The 18,299-nt window shown below is 44.3% G+C and carries 23 protein-coding genes; all 23 read left to right on the top strand.

All coding sequences use genetic code 11. The features are described from left to right. Nucleotides 1-317: 317 nt before the first annotated feature. A complete protein-coding gene (locus BM202_RS26925) occupies nucleotides 318-1,022 on the top strand; it encodes a hypothetical protein (protein ID WP_093832051.1) in 705 nt (234 codons plus the stop codon). A gap of 60 nt (nucleotides 1,023-1,082) precedes the next feature. Next, nucleotides 1,083-1,325: a hypothetical protein gene (locus tag BM202_RS26920; protein WP_093832049.1), complete on the top strand. Its 243-nt coding sequence runs from the start codon at nucleotides 1,083-1,085 to the stop codon at nucleotides 1,323-1,325. Between the two features lie 306 nt (nucleotides 1,326-1,631). Continuing rightward, the gene (locus BM202_RS26915) at nucleotides 1,632-1,820 is read left to right on the top strand and encodes a hypothetical protein (RefSeq protein ID WP_093832048.1); all 189 of its coding nucleotides are present in this window, start codon (nucleotides 1,632-1,634) and stop codon (nucleotides 1,818-1,820) included. Nucleotides 1,821-1,919: 99 nt separating this feature from the next. Then, entirely contained in the window at nucleotides 1,920-2,204 is a 285-nt protein-coding gene (locus tag BM202_RS26910; protein ID WP_093832046.1) for a hypothetical protein, read from the top strand. A gap of 408 nt (nucleotides 2,205-2,612) precedes the next feature. Beyond that, nucleotides 2,613-3,101: a hypothetical protein gene (locus BM202_RS26905; protein ID WP_093832044.1), complete on the top strand. Its 489-nt coding sequence runs from the start codon at nucleotides 2,613-2,615 to the stop codon at nucleotides 3,099-3,101. A 269-nt stretch (nucleotides 3,102-3,370) separates the two neighbouring features. Continuing rightward, nucleotides 3,371-4,333, top strand: a complete 963-nt coding sequence (locus tag BM202_RS26900; RefSeq protein ID WP_093832042.1) for an ArdC family protein — start codon at nucleotides 3,371-3,373, stop codon at nucleotides 4,331-4,333. Nucleotides 4,334-4,412: 79 nt separating this feature from the next. After that, a complete protein-coding gene (locus BM202_RS26895; protein ID WP_093832040.1) occupies nucleotides 4,413-5,132 on the top strand; it encodes an ATP-grasp domain-containing protein in 720 nt (239 codons plus the stop codon). A gap of 158 nt (nucleotides 5,133-5,290) precedes the next feature. Then, nucleotides 5,291-5,860 carry a hypothetical protein gene (locus BM202_RS26890; RefSeq protein ID WP_093832038.1) on the top strand — a complete coding sequence of 190 codons (570 nt, stop codon included), beginning with the start codon at nucleotides 5,291-5,293 and terminating at the stop codon, nucleotides 5,858-5,860. Between the two features lie 113 nt (nucleotides 5,861-5,973). Continuing rightward, entirely contained in the window at nucleotides 5,974-6,279 is a 306-nt protein-coding gene (locus BM202_RS26885) for a hypothetical protein (protein WP_093832036.1), read from the top strand. Between the two features lie 209 nt (nucleotides 6,280-6,488). Then, on the top strand, nucleotides 6,489-6,710 hold the full coding sequence (locus tag BM202_RS26880) for a hypothetical protein (protein ID WP_093832034.1): 222 nt from the start codon (nucleotides 6,489-6,491) through the stop codon (nucleotides 6,708-6,710). Between the two features lie 53 nt (nucleotides 6,711-6,763). Further along, a complete protein-coding gene (locus tag BM202_RS26875; RefSeq protein WP_093832032.1) occupies nucleotides 6,764-7,369 on the top strand; it encodes a PRTRC system protein E in 606 nt (201 codons plus the stop codon). An 11-nt stretch (nucleotides 7,370-7,380) separates the two neighbouring features. Continuing rightward, nucleotides 7,381-7,599: a PRTRC system protein C gene (locus BM202_RS26870; protein ID WP_093832030.1), complete on the top strand. Its 219-nt coding sequence runs from the start codon at nucleotides 7,381-7,383 to the stop codon at nucleotides 7,597-7,599. 57 nt (nucleotides 7,600-7,656) lie between these two features. Further along, nucleotides 7,657-8,778, top strand: a complete 1,122-nt coding sequence (locus BM202_RS26865; protein ID WP_093832028.1) for a hypothetical protein — start codon at nucleotides 7,657-7,659, stop codon at nucleotides 8,776-8,778. Beyond that, on the top strand, nucleotides 8,762-9,475 hold the full coding sequence (locus BM202_RS26860; RefSeq protein WP_093832026.1) for a PRTRC system protein B: 714 nt from the start codon (nucleotides 8,762-8,764) through the stop codon (nucleotides 9,473-9,475). The genes BM202_RS26865 and BM202_RS26860 overlap by 17 nt, the downstream gene beginning before the upstream one ends. A gap of 2 nt (nucleotides 9,476-9,477) precedes the next feature. Continuing rightward, nucleotides 9,478-10,290 (top strand): PRTRC system ThiF family protein, encoded by an 813-nt coding sequence (locus BM202_RS26855; protein WP_093832024.1) that lies wholly within the window; start codon nucleotides 9,478-9,480, stop codon nucleotides 10,288-10,290. Nucleotides 10,291-10,508: 218 nt separating this feature from the next. Then, complete coding sequence (locus tag BM202_RS37400; RefSeq protein ID WP_177236693.1) at nucleotides 10,509-10,688, top strand: hypothetical protein; 180 nt, start codon at nucleotides 10,509-10,511, stop codon at nucleotides 10,686-10,688. A gap of 34 nt (nucleotides 10,689-10,722) precedes the next feature. Beyond that, entirely contained in the window at nucleotides 10,723-11,139 is a 417-nt protein-coding gene (locus BM202_RS26850) for a hypothetical protein (RefSeq protein ID WP_093832022.1), read from the top strand. A 210-nt stretch (nucleotides 11,140-11,349) separates the two neighbouring features. Next, complete coding sequence (locus BM202_RS26845) at nucleotides 11,350-11,742, top strand: hypothetical protein (protein WP_093832020.1); 393 nt, start codon at nucleotides 11,350-11,352, stop codon at nucleotides 11,740-11,742. Nucleotides 11,743-11,911: 169 nt separating this feature from the next. Continuing rightward, nucleotides 11,912-12,556, top strand: a complete 645-nt coding sequence (locus BM202_RS26840) for a hypothetical protein (RefSeq protein ID WP_093832018.1) — start codon at nucleotides 11,912-11,914, stop codon at nucleotides 12,554-12,556. A gap of 481 nt (nucleotides 12,557-13,037) precedes the next feature. Then, nucleotides 13,038-13,373, top strand: a complete 336-nt coding sequence (locus BM202_RS26835; protein ID WP_093832016.1) for a single-stranded DNA-binding protein — start codon at nucleotides 13,038-13,040, stop codon at nucleotides 13,371-13,373. Nucleotides 13,374-13,959: 586 nt separating this feature from the next. After that, nucleotides 13,960-14,847 (top strand): ATP-binding cassette domain-containing protein, encoded by an 888-nt coding sequence (locus BM202_RS26830; protein WP_093832014.1) that lies wholly within the window; start codon nucleotides 13,960-13,962, stop codon nucleotides 14,845-14,847. Continuing rightward, entirely contained in the window at nucleotides 14,840-17,683 is a 2,844-nt protein-coding gene (locus BM202_RS26825; RefSeq protein ID WP_093832012.1) for an ABC transporter permease, read from the top strand. The genes BM202_RS26830 and BM202_RS26825 overlap by 8 nt, the downstream gene beginning before the upstream one ends. Before the next feature lie 237 nt (nucleotides 17,684-17,920). Beyond that, nucleotides 17,921-18,109 (top strand): hypothetical protein, encoded by a 189-nt coding sequence (locus BM202_RS26820; RefSeq protein WP_093832010.1) that lies wholly within the window; start codon nucleotides 17,921-17,923, stop codon nucleotides 18,107-18,109. Nucleotides 18,110-18,299 lie beyond the last annotated feature (190 nt).

The raw sequence follows: 18,299 nt of genomic DNA, 5'->3' as shown, positions 1-18,299 counted from the left end.
GATCAACCAGCGGAAGCCGAGTTGTCCTACTTGTAGTCCAAAGATATGAAAAAAATCCTACTTCAAAACTTGACTTTCACGACAGTACCAGCCGTACGAAACGGCAAACGCACCCAATTATGACTGGCAAGCACTTCCCTAACCACCGAACACAACACTATTTTATTGATAGGAATACTTTATTTATGAGGTGCTAAACGCACCGGGATAAAGGGGGGAAGGGTCTTACTATAGTAGTTATACTATTGATTTTCAGGTTGTTATATAGCTGTTTATGTGTTATTTTTAAGTAGATAAACAAACAAAAAAAATAGCCAATGAAAACCATCTCAACCCTTGCATCTGCCCTGCTGATGCTCACCCTGTCAACCTCGTTTGGGCAAACTCCCACGTCCACCACGCCAAAAGCCGTTACCGCCCTTACTGGTAAACCGGCATCGAGCACGAAAGCGGTGTCCACTACCGCCCCCGTCGTCACCAAAACCAGTTCGACGACCGCAGCATCCAGTACGCCCAAAGCCAGCACCACCCCTACGACGTCTACCCCGTTTCAATCGACAGGCCCCAACCTTTCATTGAAAAATCTGATCACCCAAGCGTTACAAGACGACAGCACTCGAACGGCAAAAAAAGCGGGTACTATTGGGGTTGGTCTTACGTATTATCTGAACGGGAGTTTACTGGCCGGTGCTATGGTTCGCCAGCGTGCGGCCTACTTCACAGCAGGAGTTGGCTTATACGCCAATAAAACCAGCAGCTTTACCCCCGTTAACGACGTACTTTTCTATGGGGGTGGAGGCTTGATTACAAGCCGTCAGGTAAGCGTAGGCGGCTATTTGTCGGTAACGATGGTATCAAGTCCGGCTTATGCATCGACGCCGACCGGCTACGAAGCGGTAACGCATAAAACGCCCACTTTTGGTTTAGGGGTATCCACTGGGTATCAACTCAATCATGTTATGATTTCTGCCAACATCCATAACCAGTTTGGGCTGGGCCTAGGCGCTACCTATTTCTTCTAATCAACCAGGTCAGCTCATAACCTAAACTGACCCGGTTCTCACCCTTTAACGCTAAACACAATGCTTGAGACACTGCTTGCCGTATACGTCCTGATAATGCACGTATTTACAAAAATTGGAAAGTACATTCTTTCACCGCTGGCGCATACGGTCGCCTTTACGACGGCTATCATCCTGGTGCTAACAGCTATCGGGTTCTGGTATGGATATCGTTTGTTAGTCTGGTTAGCTAAACAGGTTTATAAAACGTTCAGCAGTAAGCCCCCCTTGCCAGCACCCGAATTGACGGCCAGCACAGAATAAGCGAACGGGGCTATGATCAGAGAGATCATAGCCCCGATTCAAGCGTCTGCTTCACAACACCTCATTACACGGGCCGAGCTACGGTTCAGCTTCCTTCGGTCGCTAACCGCCACTCAACCTTATTCCAAAAGACGGCTCCCAAACCTGACTACATTACACACAACTACACCCATTCACGTTTAGACCGCTTACGCGGGGGACAAAAGGGGAAAGGGCTAGAATTAAGATGCTGTTCTTCTGTATGTTATACATTAAAAGGGTCCGTTTTATACGTATCTTTAGACTATAGTTAACCGGCAAAAAGGCATGTGGCAGGCTGATACAGTACTCCAGGTTTTAACAGGAAAAACCCATTCCCGCTTCTTTTTGGCAACGGGCGATTGTAGCGGCTGGCAATTGCCTAACCGGGTCAGAAACAGTCAGCTTGAGGAAGAAATCAAGAAAATTCAGGCGGAATATGGACAGGGCTACGTCATTCATAAAACCTTGCCTTAACGGGGAAAGGGGCAATGATTGGCTATCTCACCCTATACAAGTCTGCCTGTTATTACTAGAACGATCTAATTGTTTATCTTCATTAACCCTAACGATTGTATGAAAAAAATACCGCCTTCTCGTTGGCTATTTTATGGGTTGAGGCTCATTTTAGCCATTATCTTTCCCCCTGTTTACTTTATGCTGCGCAGACGCTGGAAGGTGGCTATTAGTCTTACTATTCTGATGATTGCACTGGCTAACTGGCATCGGTACGTCATTGTGTTCGCCGTTATACTGGCTGTTATTGGCGAGATCGTTCAAATTATAACCGACTTAACGTATGGGGTAGATCAGAACGATACTCAACCGCCTACAGCCTTGCCCCGTAAACCACTTGAGTAATCCTGTATCTTACATTTACGCCGTCGTAACGGCGAGCAGTCATTAACTCAAAAGACAGATGAAGCAACGGATGATGTCAAAAATTTTTGACACGTTTAGGCTTTGTCATACATTTGAGCCATTAGCCAAGCACACTAACAAATCGTGTTATTATAAACGGCACAGGAGTTGAACGGCATCAATACGACCACAACGTTACTTGTCATAGCCCTAACGAGTTTATTGTTGATGTATCTCATTCAAAGTCGAGGTCATTACTCCCGATTTACCCGAACCCTGATGGATATACTTTTTTCGATCAGCCTGTGCATGGGTATACTAGTCCTGCTGCGGCTTCTATTTATCAATTGATCATTTTTAGGTTGTTGCTACTCCAATAGTTCTCCCCTTTTTAATCAACGATCAGCTATGATTTATAATCAGAATGGCGAAGCTTTTGGCCCGACTGAACGTGGCGTATGGTATGAACGGATTTGTCTGCTAGACGGTAATCGCTACCGGCATGAACTACCCCTTAGGCTGGAATCGTTTCAGGAAAGTTATGACCGTATGCGTAGCGGAGTTGTCATTCAGGAGGCTTTTCCAACGCTGTCTCCCCAGGACCGTGAGTTTATTCTATCCGGAATTACACCTCAGCGCTGGGATAAACTGTTTCCACCATTGCCTGCCCTGGACGAAACAGTAGTTAGCCAGATCCTGCGGGAGCTGAAGCCTGTTATCGTGGATTTATTTGGCGATGACCGCAGCAAGCCGTTTAATCTGGAAGGGTTGACCATCGAAGCGTTACATGATTACCCGAGTATTGATGATTCACTACGTAACCAGGCACGAGGATGGGTAATAGCCTGGGTTGAAAAAGAAGGCTTTCTCAATACGTCTATGAACTCCGCTTTATAATCAGGACGCCGATTCTCCGATGCGCTGGCAATCCTGAACTCAGGATTGCCAGCCAGTCTGGTTAATGACCTGTGCCGGCTGATTTATATCGAGGCATATTGTCTACTACACTACACGCTTACAACACTATTTTTATTTTGGGATAAAGGGGAAACACGTTTTGTTAACTTACTGTATTACAGATAATTGGCTTTAAGATGGGGGCTGTTTTTCGTATCTTTATATAGTTGATACGAGGGCGGCACCGACCTGTAAATTCGGGTAGTACAATGAACAAGACGACTAAATTTCCCCAGCAACCGAAAGCCGACATTTATCAGGTAATCACGAATCAGATTATTGCCGAACTGGAAAAAGGAAAACTTCCTTGGCGGAAGCGGTGGGGGGTACTGCTGGACGGTAAAGCCGAAGTAGCCCGTAATTACCTGACAAAACAACCCTATACAGGGATCAACAGCGTGCTTTTAGGTTGCCGCTCGGTGGAACGTCCTTACTTTATTACCTTTAAGCAGGCAGCTCAACTAGGGGGCAACATCCGCAAAGGGGCCAAAGGCATACCGGTTGTTTACTGGAATGTAATCGAAAAAGAAAAGGAGATAACGAACCGGAAGGGAGAAACGAAGACCAAAACTGTCGGTGTCCCCTTATTAAAACCTTACTATGTTTTCCACGTATCAGACGTTGAAGGCATTGATATTGAATTGCCGGAACTACTTCCCGTTCAGGAATCAACCCAGCAACAACTTATTGAGAGATGTGAAGCAGTTTATGATGGTTATAAAAATGGCCCAAAGCTGGTATTTAATAACCCTAAGCGCGCTTTTTACAGTTCTTTATATGATATGGTAAACATGCCTACCTTGCCCGCTTTTGACTGTCCTGAGGCCTATTTCTGGACGCTATACCATGAACTCATCCATTCGACGGGTCATTGTGACCGTATGAATCGGGAGGAAGTAGTTAATACGGACGGTTTCGGAGGTGAGAAATACGCCAAGGAGGAATTAACGGCTGAGATTGGCGCTTGTTTTCTTTCTGCCCAAAGCGGCATTGACATTACTGATAAGCGACTTCTTACGAATGGGATCTCATATTTACAAAGCTGGTTAGGTGCTTTGAAAAATGACAAGACGCTGATCGTACGCGCCGCTGGTCAGGCTCAGAAAGCAGCAAATTATATAACCGGACAGTCTATTGCCGAGCCAGAGCCGGTAGCGGTTCAGGCAGGCTAAAAAGAGTATACAACAGCAAATACACCAGGTAGCTTGAAAGCTACCTGATGTATCGACTACACTTAACTCAACTCAACCCATGAACAGAACCGTTTATATTCAGGCCTTGAATCAGTTTCCTGTTGATAAGCCAGGCGTCGACGCGTTGCTAGGCTTTAAACAGATAGGCATACAAACAAAGTTCTATGAAACCATCGACCAGGTACCTTTACAGCAAAATGTGGTGGTTGTCGGGTTTGCCGATGATGTAAGGTACTGGCTTACGGCAATGAGCATACCCATTCCAAGGTCAATAACCTTACCTGAAGAGCTTTATTATTTTACAGGAAGAGCTATCCAAAACACAACCCTGGATCGGGCCTTAGAACGAACGTATTACCCTTATTTTATAAAACCGACGCTGCATAAACTGTTTGAAGCCCGCTCAGTTGAACAGCGTTCCGACTTGACCGCCCTTCCTGATGAAATCCCATTAAGCACCCCGGTCTTACTATCACAAAATGTGGAGTTTACGTCCGAATATCGAGCATTTGTGATCGAAGGAAAACTGGTTAGTTTAAAACACTATAAGGGTAATTTATGCCTTTTCCCAAACTGCGAGATTATTCACCAAACGATCCGCGGATTTACTGCACAACCCATTGCCTTCAGTATTGATATTGGCCTGGATCAAATCGATAGAACCTTACTTATCGAGTGCAATGACTTTTGGAGCCTGGATAGTTTCGGGCTAGATCCTAAACTGTATGCGCAGGGATTATTACTGCGTTGGGATGAAATTCTAAAGCAGACAGGCTAAATCCGTTAACGGGTAGCTAAATAGCCGACCTAACAAAAACACAACACATTACTAGAACGAGCAAGGGGAGAGGAGAATCTCAAAATTCTAATTAACAGGCAATTAGGGTTGGAAAAGGGTTATTTAAAGGTTATCTTGAAATAGAATCTAACGATGATATGACACATCCACCAAGTAGTCAGGTGTCTGGTAGAACGGACAACAACTGTCAGGCTTCCCGGTTTGTTCAGCAGGTTGCCGGCATGACCAATGAACAGATTACCGCTTATTTAAGCGGGAAGCCAGTGAACTACGTAGATAATACCGTACTGGACCACAGCGGAGAGTATTATGAGCCCGTAAAATTTTTCTTTGCTGATGGGTCTATACTTTTCATTTTCGATTGGAGTGAAGAAACGCCGGTTATGAAGGTTTACGAACAACTCCTTACCAACACGCAGTTGATTGATGCGTTTAACGAAAAAACCGGCGATTTCGACCATTTCTTTGCTCAGCTCATCGACTCGCTACATGCCTTATCCATTAGTGATTTTCCCAGTCAGACGCTACAACATGACGTCAATCTAACGGACGAAGGCTTACGTCTCCAGTTGGCGACTGATACGTTTTCTTATGGTTATACGCTTGTGGCCGGAGAAAACCGATTTGATCCAAGTTGTTTGATCGCTGACATTAAACGTTCTTATCGACCCGTAAAGAAATCTGACCCAAGACAGATTTTAGCCTGATTGCGGCTGAATTTTGCAATTTACATACGACGTATATAGCATTACGTTAGTTGGGTTGATGAGTACCTCAACCCTCGATACGGAGAGTAACTACCCGTAAACTTTACAATATAATGAGCGCTACATCGCGGATACTACGCAATACAGGTACCTATAAACCTGCTTATACCGGTGAACTACGTCAGGTAGACGAGCAGCGATCTAAACGGGAAGAGATCATTCGCTTAGCATTGAGCAGTTACGGCCATTTAATTCCGATAATGGCTTCATTCAGAGTAGACTATCTGGGTATGCTGATTCACCAGATATACGATCAGGAGAATCCCCGTAACTCGCTAGTAGCCAGTATCTGTCTACTGAATGGTGACGCATACTGTCCGTTTCAGCGGCTGGCGAATGGTTCGTTTCGTCAGCTATAAGTTGAAGAGGGGCTAAGGAAAGCCTCTTTTCAATATTTCCACTACACAAAACACTCCACTTACTTATCAATAGAATGCACATCACAAAGGGACGAAGGGGAAAAGGGTGGCCCAATCAGGGTAACAAAAGGGGGTGAATAGGGGAGGGTTAAATGAATATTTTGTATATTTATAGTGTAGATAATCAGCGAGTTAACTATAATATAGTCATGGCAGAGCTAAAAGAATTATACGGAGTTTTACACCCAAGCACCCGCAAAAATAAGCCCAATAGCCCCGATTTTATAGGTCAGATTCTGATTGACGGACAAAAATTTGAACTCGCTGGCTGGAACACGAAGAAAGTCAATGTGGAGGGTAAACCATTTGTGAACATACGGGCGACCCGTATCATTTCTACGCATCCGGCCCATGACCCGTTTCAGAAATAAACTTGTTGGTTCGTATCGGTAGTAATCGTCATTTACTTTCAATTAGTAATTCTATGGATTTTTTTCAACGACTTGCGGCACTGAATCTTACGGGTGATTTAAAGCTAGTTATCACCAATACGCCAAACGGACAACGCGTAACCCTACTTTTAGTCAATGACCAATGCGGAGATGAAGCCCGTAAACAGATTGCTCCACTTAATCTAACAGGCACCCCCACTGAACTGGATGCTGAATTCTTCAACATTATTGAAAAACCGATGCAACAGGCATCAGGATTAATGGTCAATCTGGAAGCCTTTCAAAAGAGTTTGGAAAAAACCCAACAGCAATCGGCAAAGGAAAAACTTGAAGAAACCAGCAGGAAAAAAGCGAAAGAGGAACTGAAAAAAGCCTACGACGCGGCTATGAAACGGGTGGACGAACTGGAAAAGGAGAAAAAATACCGGGAAGCTTATGCCAAAACGCCTGACCCTGAACAGCACCCCGATCAGGCCGAAATCATTCGCAAAAAACGGGCCGAGCTACTGGCGAATTTCTCACAACCGGGATTGTTCGATGCAATACCTTTGCCGTTAGCCAGCCAGCCCGTTCTCGTGGAAAATACGTCTGGCGTTGATACGTCTACAAACGCTACAATTGAATCTGTGACCGCTTAAACTAATAGCTTATGTTACTGGCAACCCAACTCAAACGAGTCTTTCTGATGGAAGATAAAGGGCAGACTGTCGAATTGTCTGACCCCGACCCCGCACTTAGTCCACAGGCGGTTTTAAACCATTATTCTAACCTGTACGCCATTCTGACAACGGCTAAAATTAGTCCCGCTGACATCAGGGATGATGCGATTCAGTACAAGTTTGAATCAGTCATGGGAACCAAAGGCTAGGAACGTGATGGGAAAATCCGCTCGAAAGATACCGTCCATTAAACTCAATGAACCAAAATGGTTGCTCGCCCGAAATCTAATCGACTACATGAACACGCTCGATCAGATGCCCGACGCAAGACAGGCGATAACGGGACAACTACGGTGTGCGCCCCTCAGCCTACTGCCGATGGTTTTTTATATCATTGCTTTGACCCCATTTATCCCCTAACCGAAGAACTTGAAGACCAGCAGGGAATAGAAGCCGATTTTTTTAAATCGGTTTCTCACCTGTCGGACCTCTACAATCTTGGCCTTAACGTACATCAACTGGAATGGGCGCATGACTACCCGTTTAATATTCAGCACAGTTATCAACTCGTAGCGGATAAACTGAAAGCCACCCAGGAGGACGTACACGTATTGATACTAGCTGACGAGACATCTAAAGCGACCTTAGCGACCGTCCAGCAGTACGATACCGATTACTATTCGTATTTCGTTCCGGTTAAACCCCTTTGGCAGCTTCAAAAGTCGGGTAATAATAAACCGTTGACGCACTTGCTTGAATCTATTTACGCGTACCTGATGCACGTTAGCGGCTTGCCGTTTCTATCGGACCAGAGTTCTTATGTGTTTTATCAATGCGACATGATGCTGGAAAGTCGTGCTGAGTGGACTGGCCGGGAGGAGCGTAAAGAATACACCGCCTTTAAGAAAATAGTGAAGCAGTCTCGTCGGTGGAGCCGGATAATTCGCAACCGAATCAACCAGACCACTCACTTAAAAAGCTTCCACAGGCGTTTTTCTGCCTTCCAACCTGAGTCAGAAGCCGAAGCTGAATTTAAAGCCGTTGCCAGCGCATTTCTCGATTTGTACACCCGGTTTCCAAACCGTTCAATCTGGGATAGTTACCACATTGGTCTGATGACTCCTGACGAGGAATACCGGATTCATCCCGATCAGTTTATTTCGTTCATCTGGGATTTTGACGATGGTATTTACGATGATCTCGTGCAGTCGCTCGATGCTGATTTTAACGGAGGTGGCTACGTTGAATTACCCCAAGCAGTACAGCGGTTCGACCAGCCACAACCCGTTCAAACGTTAAATCTGGAATTTGAAGAAACCTTCTTTACTACCGTAGGCAACTTGATTTCAAGCCAACATAAACTAAGCTCGGATGCAAAATATAACTGAACAGTTTGGACTGGGCTACTATCCCTTTAAAGCCTTGTTGCTTTACCGCTCGGAGTCGGAAACACGTTCGTTTTACCTAGAAGCTTTTGATATAGAAAAGAAAACGGGGAAGCCCATCAATGCCCATCCGTTGGCCGAAAACGAGCTTAGTATGCTGTCGAAAGCACTACTCACTAAAGAGAAAAAACAACAGGCGTATCTGATGCCAAAAGGGTTATTACCGACTAATGTTCTTAGCTTGAATACGCAATCCGGTATTGTATTATGGTACACACCCGCGCAGGAGCAATCACTCTTTTTTAAAGACTCCCTGACTATTCTATGCGGCAAAGCCCAGGTACCGGCCCTAGTCTGGAAAGCCTCGAAGTGCGGACTACAACTTTTCGCCTTGTCAGAAGACCGAAAACCTGATATAAAAACCCCGCTTTATCACGCTCCTTTTTTTAATACCGCTAAATCAGGAAATGTATGTATGGGTACTGTACAGGTAGGAATAAGCGGATCAAGTTCCTTGGAGGAATTTATAGTGGCTTGGGAGACTGCTTTTTTCAATAGTTATTTTTCTCACTTGAATGACCAGCACCAGCCCGTAAAAGGCAATATTATCCAGCTTTGGCAATCACTGATTGATACGGGTAACATGTTTCCAACGGAGGTATTAAACAAAAGTTCATTAACCATTCAACAGCTATTGTAGCTATGGAAACTGAAAAACCACTAATGCATTTCACCGCCGGATATTTAATTAATCCAACCAACCCGGTAACTGTAAATCTACTGGGCGCGGGCGGGACAGGCTCCCAAATGCTGATGGCTCTGGCTAAAATGAATTATGCCCTCAAGAAGTTAGAGCATCCAGGTTTTCAGGTAAATCTTTGGGACGGTGATACAGTGAGTGAAGCTAACTTAGGTCGTCAGTTATTTGCGGAGGTTGAACTAGGCTGTAATAAAGCAGTAGCTTTAGTGAATCGCACCAACCGCTTTTTCGGAACGAACTGGAAAGCCGTACCGGAACCCTACTGCATTACTAGTCTTCGAAAGGAGTATAACCAACTAGCATCCGCTAACGTATTCATCAGTTGCGTGGACACGGTATCATCCAGAATGGAGGTAGCCAATATTTTACGTCAAATTATTGCAAAACGGGAACACCATCAGGATCGGCCTTACTACTGGATGGATTTCGGCAACGGCAGACATACCGGGCAGGTAATTCTGTCAACCGTGGGGAAACTGCCACAACCAACCTCAAAAAAGTATCGCACAGTAGAACAGTTACCCTTTGTAACAGATGAGTTTAAAACCCTGCTGGATCAGGCAGATACCTCGGACGATACGCCATCCTGTTCGCTGGCTGAAGCCTTATCCAAACAGGAGTTATTTATTAATCCGACCTTAGCTAATATTGGTAGTTCCCTGCTGTGGTCGCTGTTAAGAAATGGCATGACTGAACACCGGGGGGTGTTTCTGAACCTGCACGAGTTTCGCACCCAGCCGCTAAAACTGAACTAACGTTTACCGAGCTATTGGACTGGCTGTTTAGCTAGTCGCTGCGTACCACACAACACAGAACTGGACTACACTAATTCTACACGGGATTAAGGGGGAAGAAATTTTTGTAATCTCTTGTAAATAAGCAGGTTGTCTTGTTTTGTGGATTCAGAATGTCGATCTTTAAGTTAGTAAAGGAAGGCCAGAAGGGCTGACTGACAACCCAAAATCGTTTTTCCATGAAACCCGCTGATGCTTACCGAAGACTGATCGAATCTGGACCTTTCGATGATCCCCTGGTGTCATGGTGCGCCACGCGCTGGCACTGGGTTGGGCGAAAGGGGAAACAGATACTTTGCTGCACACCCTGGCGATCAGCTGGTAAAGACTACCCTGAATTCATAAAGCCAGTTGTTTAAACACCGGTCTTATAAAGCTTAAAATTCCTTGACGATGAATGCGCTCGATCCGTTCACAGAAACTATAATTCAGCGTTTGGCTGAAACGTTGGTAGCTGATGCTGAGGCCCGTCAAACACAGCCCTTAACCGAAATGTGTTCGGAAGTCAAATTCATGCATGATTTGATTGGCAGTATGGGCTTTGTAATGATGGGTGCGCATCAAGTTCAATTTGATAACGACCGGTTTAACCTTACCTGGAAAATGGGATCGGGCGCTTTATTGGACACCGTTGATTTTAGCTATCATCCAGGTAAGGATTTATTTAATCTCCGGTTCAGGCGATATGCTATGGGGTCGGTCATTATTGAGAAAGAAACCGAATTTCTAGGTATCTACGATGACATGGTTATCCCGCTAATTGAAAAACAGACCGGGTCACGCCAGACCAGGTTTTATCTACGTATGTAAGAAGAAATTTTTGTTTGTGTTGGTAGTATTCAAAGCCTGTAGTACAGGCTTTGAATCTGAATAAAAGAAGCATTGATGATCGGATAAGTCATCCGGTTACTGACTAATAAATTTAGCCAAGTCCTGGATAACTATAATTTTGTATTTTCAAATATTAAAATTTAAATACTTATATTTGAAAATACAAAACGCATTTTTATTCATATTCCCATGGAAACAAACCCCGTCGCTACGCTACAGGAGGTAGAAACATTAAAACAAAAATGGCTTACTCATCCGACGTTCGACTTGAGTGAGCTCTGTAGCCAGGAAGTAGGGCAACGATTTGCCCCGTTTCGGGAGGAATTGCGGACATTTCAGGAAAAAATGGAAGTAGCTTGGGCGCAGGCAGCTGCTGTTAAAGAACATAGTTTAGAGGACAGCCTGACAGAGGAGCCCTCAAGTCAACTACTGAACACTGCTAACCAGCGGGTGCTAGCCGAAAAAGCCCTACAGCGGTATCTGCACATCGTACTTTCCCAGGTGCCTGAGGACGTTCGTGATGATCTTGGCGAGTTAATAAAAATCTTCGTTGAAACGTCTATACGGTTTTACGCTAGTTGAACACGGGAAGACTACTGTTCAGCCTGGGCCTTCTCCGCTTAGTAATGAATGGGAATCAATGTAAAGCTTCAGCCCGCTACGAATGGAAGCTGGATAGTCGGGAGCGCTCCCCATGTATTCATTAGTGAACCCTAAGCTCATTTAATTTTCACCCAAATCGACCAAATTTATGAATCCTCAACCCCATTCAATTAGTCTGGTTACTCAACAACAAACAAGTAGGTCAGATCAACTAAAACCCGTAACGGTCAAACCAAAATTTAACGTGTCCCTGAGTAATCGGGGTAATCCGGATCTGGGCCAGTCACCAACTAAACCGTTGCCGTCTACCCGGTGCTACAAAAAAGCAGCTCGTTCTGTACTGGAGGCCCGCCGGATCTGTCTGGAGTATATCAAGAAATATCAATTAGGGGGGAGCAACTGGTGCGGAGGCCAGGTAACCAACGCGCAGGGACGCCCCGTTGCTTACATCTCTTATAATGGCCGGTTGTGGCAGCCCCAGTCAAACGCCAACCTCCCCAAAAAGCCTTACTCGCCCCTAATTACATTCGACCGCAGACATAGTCGACTGATCGTCTGTTATAGTCATATTTACAAAGAAATGACGATTCGAGCCAAGGAATTATCTGGTGAGTTTAGGTTTATGGATCCTTTCGATGATAATCGCGGATTTATGCTTGTCTTTATGCCGGCGACGGCCGAGGATCTCGTTATTGTTCAAATTTATTCAACACAGTACCAGGACCGTCAAAGGTGGATTGCCACTACATCAGAGCCACTCGAGGAATGCCTGGTCGATTTCTTGGCAGCCTAACTTACTGCGCAGGTATCAAAAATTTTTGACACCTGAAGCTGACCAGACTTTTAGAACGGCCCATTAATATAAAACCACCCTGGTTACATCTAGGGTGGTTTTTTACTGGTATGACAATCAAGACGGGGCGTAAATATTTCTTCACATCATTCCTGTCTGCAATACCAAATGGACTGAAGGTAACCTAATTGTGAGTGTGTGGAAAGTGCGCGTCCCCAGGCTAACATTTGCCCTGTCTAAAGGACTAGGTAGAAGTATAATTAGAGACTTTTTACAGGCAAAAACTGTGTTTTATACTACACAATTTTATTTTAAAATTTAAAAAATAGTTAAAATAACTCCTTGCAGTCGTTGGGATAAAGGGGAAGGGGAGGGAGTATTTAGAATGTGTTATTGTGTTAACACATTGTTTGTCAGGTAAATAACTTGTATCTTTAATCAAGTTAAAGCAGTTATTATTAACCACTAAATAAGTAAAATTATGTATAATTTAAATCGTTATTCATTTACGGGATACATCGGTAATGCTAAACTCGTAGAGTCTGAAAATCCATTTACGTCTGTTTCTGTGGCAGTAGATGAATCGTATACCAATCCTACGAATCAGGAAAAGGTAGAGCGTGTCAAGTGGGTAGAGGTGCAGGTAAAGGGGACGGAACAATTACCGTATCTAACCAAAGGCCGCCATGTGTTGGTCGAGGGCCGACCAGTAGCTGATGCTTACCTGGATGGTGAAGGGAAAGCAACAGCAAAACTCATTGTTAAAAGCGCAGCGGTTACGTATTTGGACAAGAAGCCGGAGCTTCAGGAAGCGTAATCGACCAGACTGATCAGGATGGACCTAACGGCTTATCCTGATCAGTCTTGGCGTTATGCTAATACGACAGTTTATCAATCAATACGCTTGAGAAGACTCGTCGAACGTAATCTGAAATCCAGCAACCAGTACGCTGTCACGACGATTACCAAAAGAGATAAAATTAGTACTGATACTGATGTAATAGCTGCCATCGAATGAACGCTATCAAAGTTACCGTTCATATTAAGATAGTTGATCCGATTATAGTTGCTCTGGCTTAAGCAGACGTACTAAATAAGAGAAGCTACTTTGTACCATACTCACTTCCTGTTACGGTTCACAAAAAACCTGAAACTGAGATGATGATAAATAAAGACAATTAAATTTTGTCGGTAACGCGGTAAAAATCTTAACTTACTAAAATTCAAACTTAAGAAGATTGTCTCATAGTAGATGACGCTTTCTGCTGTTAAAACTAGTTAATTCGTACAATCCCGATTCGACGGTCTACCTTTTCAGGCCGGATATCATTATGTTAAACATGAAGCGCTTGCTTTTTATAGGTAATTGTTAATGTTTATTCATTGTATTTACTTATTCCAAAATGCAATTAACAATTAATAACTTAACTCTTAAATACTCGACAGAAATTCATGCACTTACAGAGGTGAATTTATCTATTGGAAAAGGGCTATATGGCCTTTTAGGGCAGAATGGAGCAGGAAAATCGTCGCTCATGCGTATACTGGCTACTTTACAAGAACCAACAAGCGGAACCGTCATTTTTAATGACTTTAATATCCATAAGGACCCCATTCGATTTCGGCAAACGCTAGGATATTTGCCACAGGAGTTTGGCGTTTATCCAACCGCTACAGCTCACCAATTATTAGCGCAAATTGCCGATTTGAAAGGAATTAAAGACCGGTCGGAAAGAATGGACTTGGTCGATAATATGTTACAACGCGTGAATTTGTGGGATGTGCGCCAACGTTCAATGGGTAGTTTCTCCGGAGGGATGCGGCAACGATTTGGGATTGCTCAGGCCCTAATAGCCCAGCCACAAGTCGTAATTGTGGATGAACCCACGGCGGGACTTGACCCGGCGGAACGCAACCGCTTGTATGATCTGTTGGCAGAAACCGGCGAAAAGGCAATCGTCATACTGTCGACGCATTTAGTTGAGGATGTGAGTACTTTGTGTAAGCACTTAACTATATTAGGTAAAGGCCAAATTTTAGCGACAGGTAGCCCCCGCCAGTTGAAGGATAGTTACAGGAATCGAATTTGGGAAAAAACGATCCTCCGCTCAGAGCTAGATCGATACCAGCAGGAACTCCCAATCATCTCTCACCAGTATGTAAGCGGTCAATTACAGATAACGCTCCTAGGCGAAGGCCCTTTTCCAAGTAGCCGGGTCAAGGATCCTACATTAGAGGATGTTTATTTCGCTACCTTGACAAACCAACGTGCTTTTTTAGCGAATGCCTGACACATTAATAATTGCCCGCTACGAGTTCATTTACCACCTAAAACGACCTTTATCCCTTTTGCTAGCTCTGCTAATAGTGGGGGAGGGACTTTATTCCGGTTATCAGCTTGGTTTTACTCGTTCAATAGTGGTCCTACCAGCCTACTCGGCTGCTCACGCCTACCAAGTATTATCCTCACTAGGCATCATCTTAACGGCTATCACGGCTCTATTGGCAGGAACCTCGGTATCTAAAGATTGGGAACAAAGAACGGCTTCGTATCTGTATTCCTTACCAATAAGTGCTTCTTCATTTTTAATGGGCAGGTTTTCAGGGACGCTTGCTTTTGTACTGATGCTGGCCTTAGGCTACCCAGTAGGTTTCAGCTTATTACCATTAATTTCTGCTACTGAATTAGGCCCAGCTCCTTATTTAGCATTACTGGACGGCTATTTGTTCCTGACAACAGGTCACATTTTTACTTTGTTCAGCGTAGCTTTTTCGTTGACAGTGCTATTGCGAAGCCAAGCGGGTGCTTACTTAACGCTAAGCCTCAGTCTATTGATTTTAATTGCAAGCATCACAAAACCCAATATACTTGCGACCGACAATCTTTTGGCAATATTCGACCCCTTTGGATCCGCGTATATACAAAGTGCCCTGCTCTCTATGCCGACACTTGAACAGGCAACGGAATTGCTGGTATGGCCAGACGGTTGGTATATGAACCGGCTACTATGGCTCGCCATTTCACTAGCCTTACTTCACAGAGCTGATAATGTATTCACTTTAAATGAATCAATCCATTCTTCTGGCTCAAAGCACACAGCAACGAGTCGTATCGCAAGCCATTTCTATAAGGTAAACTTATTTCAACTATATCCGTTCACCCACTTAAAGAGACTCAGTGAGCGACTTGGCCGGTCGAGCCTTGTAGGACGATTAACTTTGTATGAAATCAGAGAACTAAGCCATCAGCCTTTAATCTGGGTCATGAGTGTTATTATTATCCTCCTGACCCTACTGCTTGGGTATATACTTCAACCTAATCCGGAATTTGTTTCCCTACCAACGACAGCCACTATGACTGCTCTGCGCCAGCCATTGGGCGTACTAATGAGTTTGTTTCTAATGCTGTTTACTGGTGAATGGATCCAACGGGAACGTCTAGTAGGCCTGGGTTTGCTCTATGACGCGGTACCCCAACCAAATTGGGTTCGCTTGCTAGCCAAGTGGCTGGCCTTGGCCGGCCTAGCGGCTTGGTTAGTTGGATTAATGGGATTAACATGTCTGCTTATTCAGTTAACAAGTCCGTTGCCTCTTGGGGCAATTGAGATATCGCTTTACGGCCAAGACTTTTTAGTCGATGCTTGGGGACGACAAATACAATTGATTGCGTTAACGGTGCTATTTACGTCCTGGATTGATCAGCGTTTTTGGGCTCACGCCGTTTCGGTTGGAACGCTGATTGTGCTTCTATATGGTGAACAAAGTGGAAGTATACCTAATAGGCTTCTCTTTGCCGTTTTACCCGGCTCAAATTTGTACTCCGATTTAACAGGTTACGGGCGATGGGGCTGGCTTAGATTTTTATTCAGTGCTCAGTGGACCTTACTGGCCATTTTATTTCTGGGCTTAGCCAGCTTGGGCTGGTCTAGCGGATTACCGTTGACCTATGCGAATTGGTTGAATCGAATACGTTCCCGATGGAGCCGACGCTACGGGATTCTGCTTTTGAGCAACATAGTCTTGTACGGAATGCTAGCTTTCCTAACGTATCAATATGATCCACCCATAAACCGTTCAATACCTCCCTCGTCAATTAGCGGTTATGCGACCAAAAAAGCTCGTTATCATAGCCGGAACGGTCGGTGGATCTCGGTCGAAGTTGACTACTACCATCCTTTTCAGGCCGAAAAATTATTACAAAGTAGTCTGGCGGCCTTACGCTGGGGCGAGCAGGTTATGGGGCCTTATCCCTATACGCACTTGCGGATTGAGGAAGTTCCTGGGTCTTTTAGACTAGCCATCCAATCCCAAGCAGGCTTGCTTCGGCTCTCTGAGCAACAGGGTTGGTTGGCAAAGCGGGATATAGAAGCATTTAGCTATATAGATTATATTGTGGCTCGGGAGGTGATGGGACAATGGTGGCAATTTATGCCTAAAAATCGCCAACAAGGTTGGAGTTTTTTTACCGAGAGTATTCCCGAATATCTAGCCCTACAGGCCGTCGGAAAACAGCATGGTTTTTCTATCCTTTCCAGGCGCTTAACACAATTAGCGAACGATTATAGGTTTGAGCGGACCAGACTGCACGAATGGGAGCCAACAGTTGCGATGGCAAGAGGCCAAGACTATGTTACTCGTTGCCGGGCTGGGCTGGTCTTCACTTGTCTGGGCCAAGTTTGGGGCGATTCTTGTGTGCTAAATAGTATTGGGTACTATTATCAGCGGTATGCCCGCAAGCCCGTAACGTCCAAACATTTCACGACATACCTGGCTAGCCAGTTACCGGACTCCTTGCAGTATCTGGCGACATACTTGACCCATCGGTATACGTTTGACTTTCATATAGGTCGAATTAGTCGACAACCTACCGATTTAGCCGTAGAAGTCTTCGCCCAGAAAGCAGATGCAGATGGATGGGGTCATACACATCAAGTCATTTTTAATGATTGGCTACCTATTGTTTTACTCGATGATGAAGGAAGGGAGCAGTATCGCCAATTGATTCGGCCTAATCCCGATCAATCCACGATCCGTTTACCGTTACTTTCGGGTACAGCCGAAGTAGTGGTTGACCCACTAGGGAGCTGGCCAGGTAACCAACAGCGTAACAATCGGAAGCGCTTCTAAATGACTTTAGTTGCCAGACTAGAAAACCATCAGTCGAAACTTAAACAATATAACCGCCTAAAATTAAAAATCTATTAGTACTATCCAATTGGGTAGAATTAGTTAACTAGTGCGTAGATAACATACATTTCTAATGAAAAGCCAATCCATCTAGTTGACTCATTAAAATTTATTATAACTTCTTCCAAATAATTACAAAATTATATAACTTTGGTTTAAACCATAATTTATTAGACAATGGAAGGAGATTACAGTCTTTCAGATTTTCTTGCTCTCTCTTTAGAAGAAAGAGCGAATGCTATGGAAAGCGGTTTTGAAGCATTACTCGCAGATGAGGCGGGTCTTTATTCAATGGGGGATAGTTGCCCTCCTGTTGTGACTAAACCACAACCGCCCTGTAAACCACCTGATGAGATGGCTTACTAACATCGTAAGGAGGATTCGATAAAGGCAGAACCAATTCTGATAAGAGGTTCTGCCTTTGTCTGAAATTTAGTTGATTTTGTGCCTATTGTAAAACTTATTATCAACAGTATTTATTAACTTTTTCTGTCAGTTTTTTTTGATTAAAAATTAGAATTCGTGCACTAGGTTATCCATAATTTACTCATTTAGA

Source organism: Spirosoma endophyticum (assembly GCF_900112365.1).
Lineage (GTDB): Bacteria > Bacteroidota > Bacteroidia > Cytophagales > Spirosomataceae > Spirosoma > Spirosoma endophyticum.
Note: the sequence above shows the minus strand (reverse complement) of the source record. Positions and strands in the feature narration are given on the sequence as shown.

What these genes read in the sequence shown, in the direction of transcription:
- BM202_RS26835 (WP_093832016.1), top strand. Translation starts at nt 13,038, where the DNA reads ATGTATAATTTAAATCGTTATTCATTTACGGGATACATCGGTAATGCT.
- BM202_RS26855 (WP_093832024.1), top strand. Translation starts at nt 9,478, where the DNA reads ATGGAAACTGAAAAACCACTAATGCATTTCACCGCCGGATATTTAATT.
- BM202_RS26880 (WP_093832034.1), top strand. Translation starts at nt 6,489, where the DNA reads ATGGCAGAGCTAAAAGAATTATACGGAGTTTTACACCCAAGCACCCGC.
- BM202_RS26870 (WP_093832030.1), top strand. Translation starts at nt 7,381, where the DNA reads ATGTTACTGGCAACCCAACTCAAACGAGTCTTTCTGATGGAAGATAAA.
- BM202_RS26845 (WP_093832020.1), top strand. Translation starts at nt 11,350, where the DNA reads ATGGAAACAAACCCCGTCGCTACGCTACAGGAGGTAGAAACATTAAAA.
- BM202_RS26905 (WP_093832044.1), top strand. Translation starts at nt 2,613, where the DNA reads ATGATTTATAATCAGAATGGCGAAGCTTTTGGCCCGACTGAACGTGGC.
- BM202_RS26900 (WP_093832042.1), top strand. Translation starts at nt 3,371, where the DNA reads ATGAACAAGACGACTAAATTTCCCCAGCAACCGAAAGCCGACATTTAT.
- BM202_RS26915 (WP_093832048.1), top strand. Translation starts at nt 1,632, where the DNA reads ATGTGGCAGGCTGATACAGTACTCCAGGTTTTAACAGGAAAAACCCAT.
- BM202_RS26895 (WP_093832040.1), top strand. Translation starts at nt 4,413, where the DNA reads ATGAACAGAACCGTTTATATTCAGGCCTTGAATCAGTTTCCTGTTGAT.
- BM202_RS26910 (WP_093832046.1), top strand. Translation starts at nt 1,920, where the DNA reads ATGAAAAAAATACCGCCTTCTCGTTGGCTATTTTATGGGTTGAGGCTC.
- BM202_RS26885 (WP_093832036.1), top strand. Translation starts at nt 5,974, where the DNA reads ATGAGCGCTACATCGCGGATACTACGCAATACAGGTACCTATAAACCT.
- BM202_RS26860 (WP_093832026.1), top strand. Translation starts at nt 8,762, where the DNA reads ATGCAAAATATAACTGAACAGTTTGGACTGGGCTACTATCCCTTTAAA.
- BM202_RS37400 (WP_177236693.1), top strand. Translation starts at nt 10,509, where the DNA reads ATGAAACCCGCTGATGCTTACCGAAGACTGATCGAATCTGGACCTTTC.
- BM202_RS26875 (WP_093832032.1), top strand. Translation starts at nt 6,764, where the DNA reads ATGGATTTTTTTCAACGACTTGCGGCACTGAATCTTACGGGTGATTTA.
- BM202_RS26920 (WP_093832049.1), top strand. Translation starts at nt 1,083, where the DNA reads ATGCTTGAGACACTGCTTGCCGTATACGTCCTGATAATGCACGTATTT.
- BM202_RS26830 (WP_093832014.1), top strand. Translation starts at nt 13,960, where the DNA reads ATGCAATTAACAATTAATAACTTAACTCTTAAATACTCGACAGAAATT.
- BM202_RS26825 (WP_093832012.1), top strand. Translation starts at nt 14,840, where the DNA reads ATGCCTGACACATTAATAATTGCCCGCTACGAGTTCATTTACCACCTA.
- BM202_RS26840 (WP_093832018.1), top strand. Translation starts at nt 11,912, where the DNA reads ATGAATCCTCAACCCCATTCAATTAGTCTGGTTACTCAACAACAAACA.
- BM202_RS26865 (WP_093832028.1), top strand. Translation starts at nt 7,657, where the DNA reads ATGGTTGCTCGCCCGAAATCTAATCGACTACATGAACACGCTCGATCA.
- BM202_RS26925 (WP_093832051.1), top strand. Translation starts at nt 318, where the DNA reads ATGAAAACCATCTCAACCCTTGCATCTGCCCTGCTGATGCTCACCCTG.
- BM202_RS26850 (WP_093832022.1), top strand. Translation starts at nt 10,723, where the DNA reads ATGAATGCGCTCGATCCGTTCACAGAAACTATAATTCAGCGTTTGGCT.
- BM202_RS26890 (WP_093832038.1), top strand. Translation starts at nt 5,291, where the DNA reads ATGACACATCCACCAAGTAGTCAGGTGTCTGGTAGAACGGACAACAAC.
- BM202_RS26820 (WP_093832010.1), top strand. Translation starts at nt 17,921, where the DNA reads ATGGAAGGAGATTACAGTCTTTCAGATTTTCTTGCTCTCTCTTTAGAA.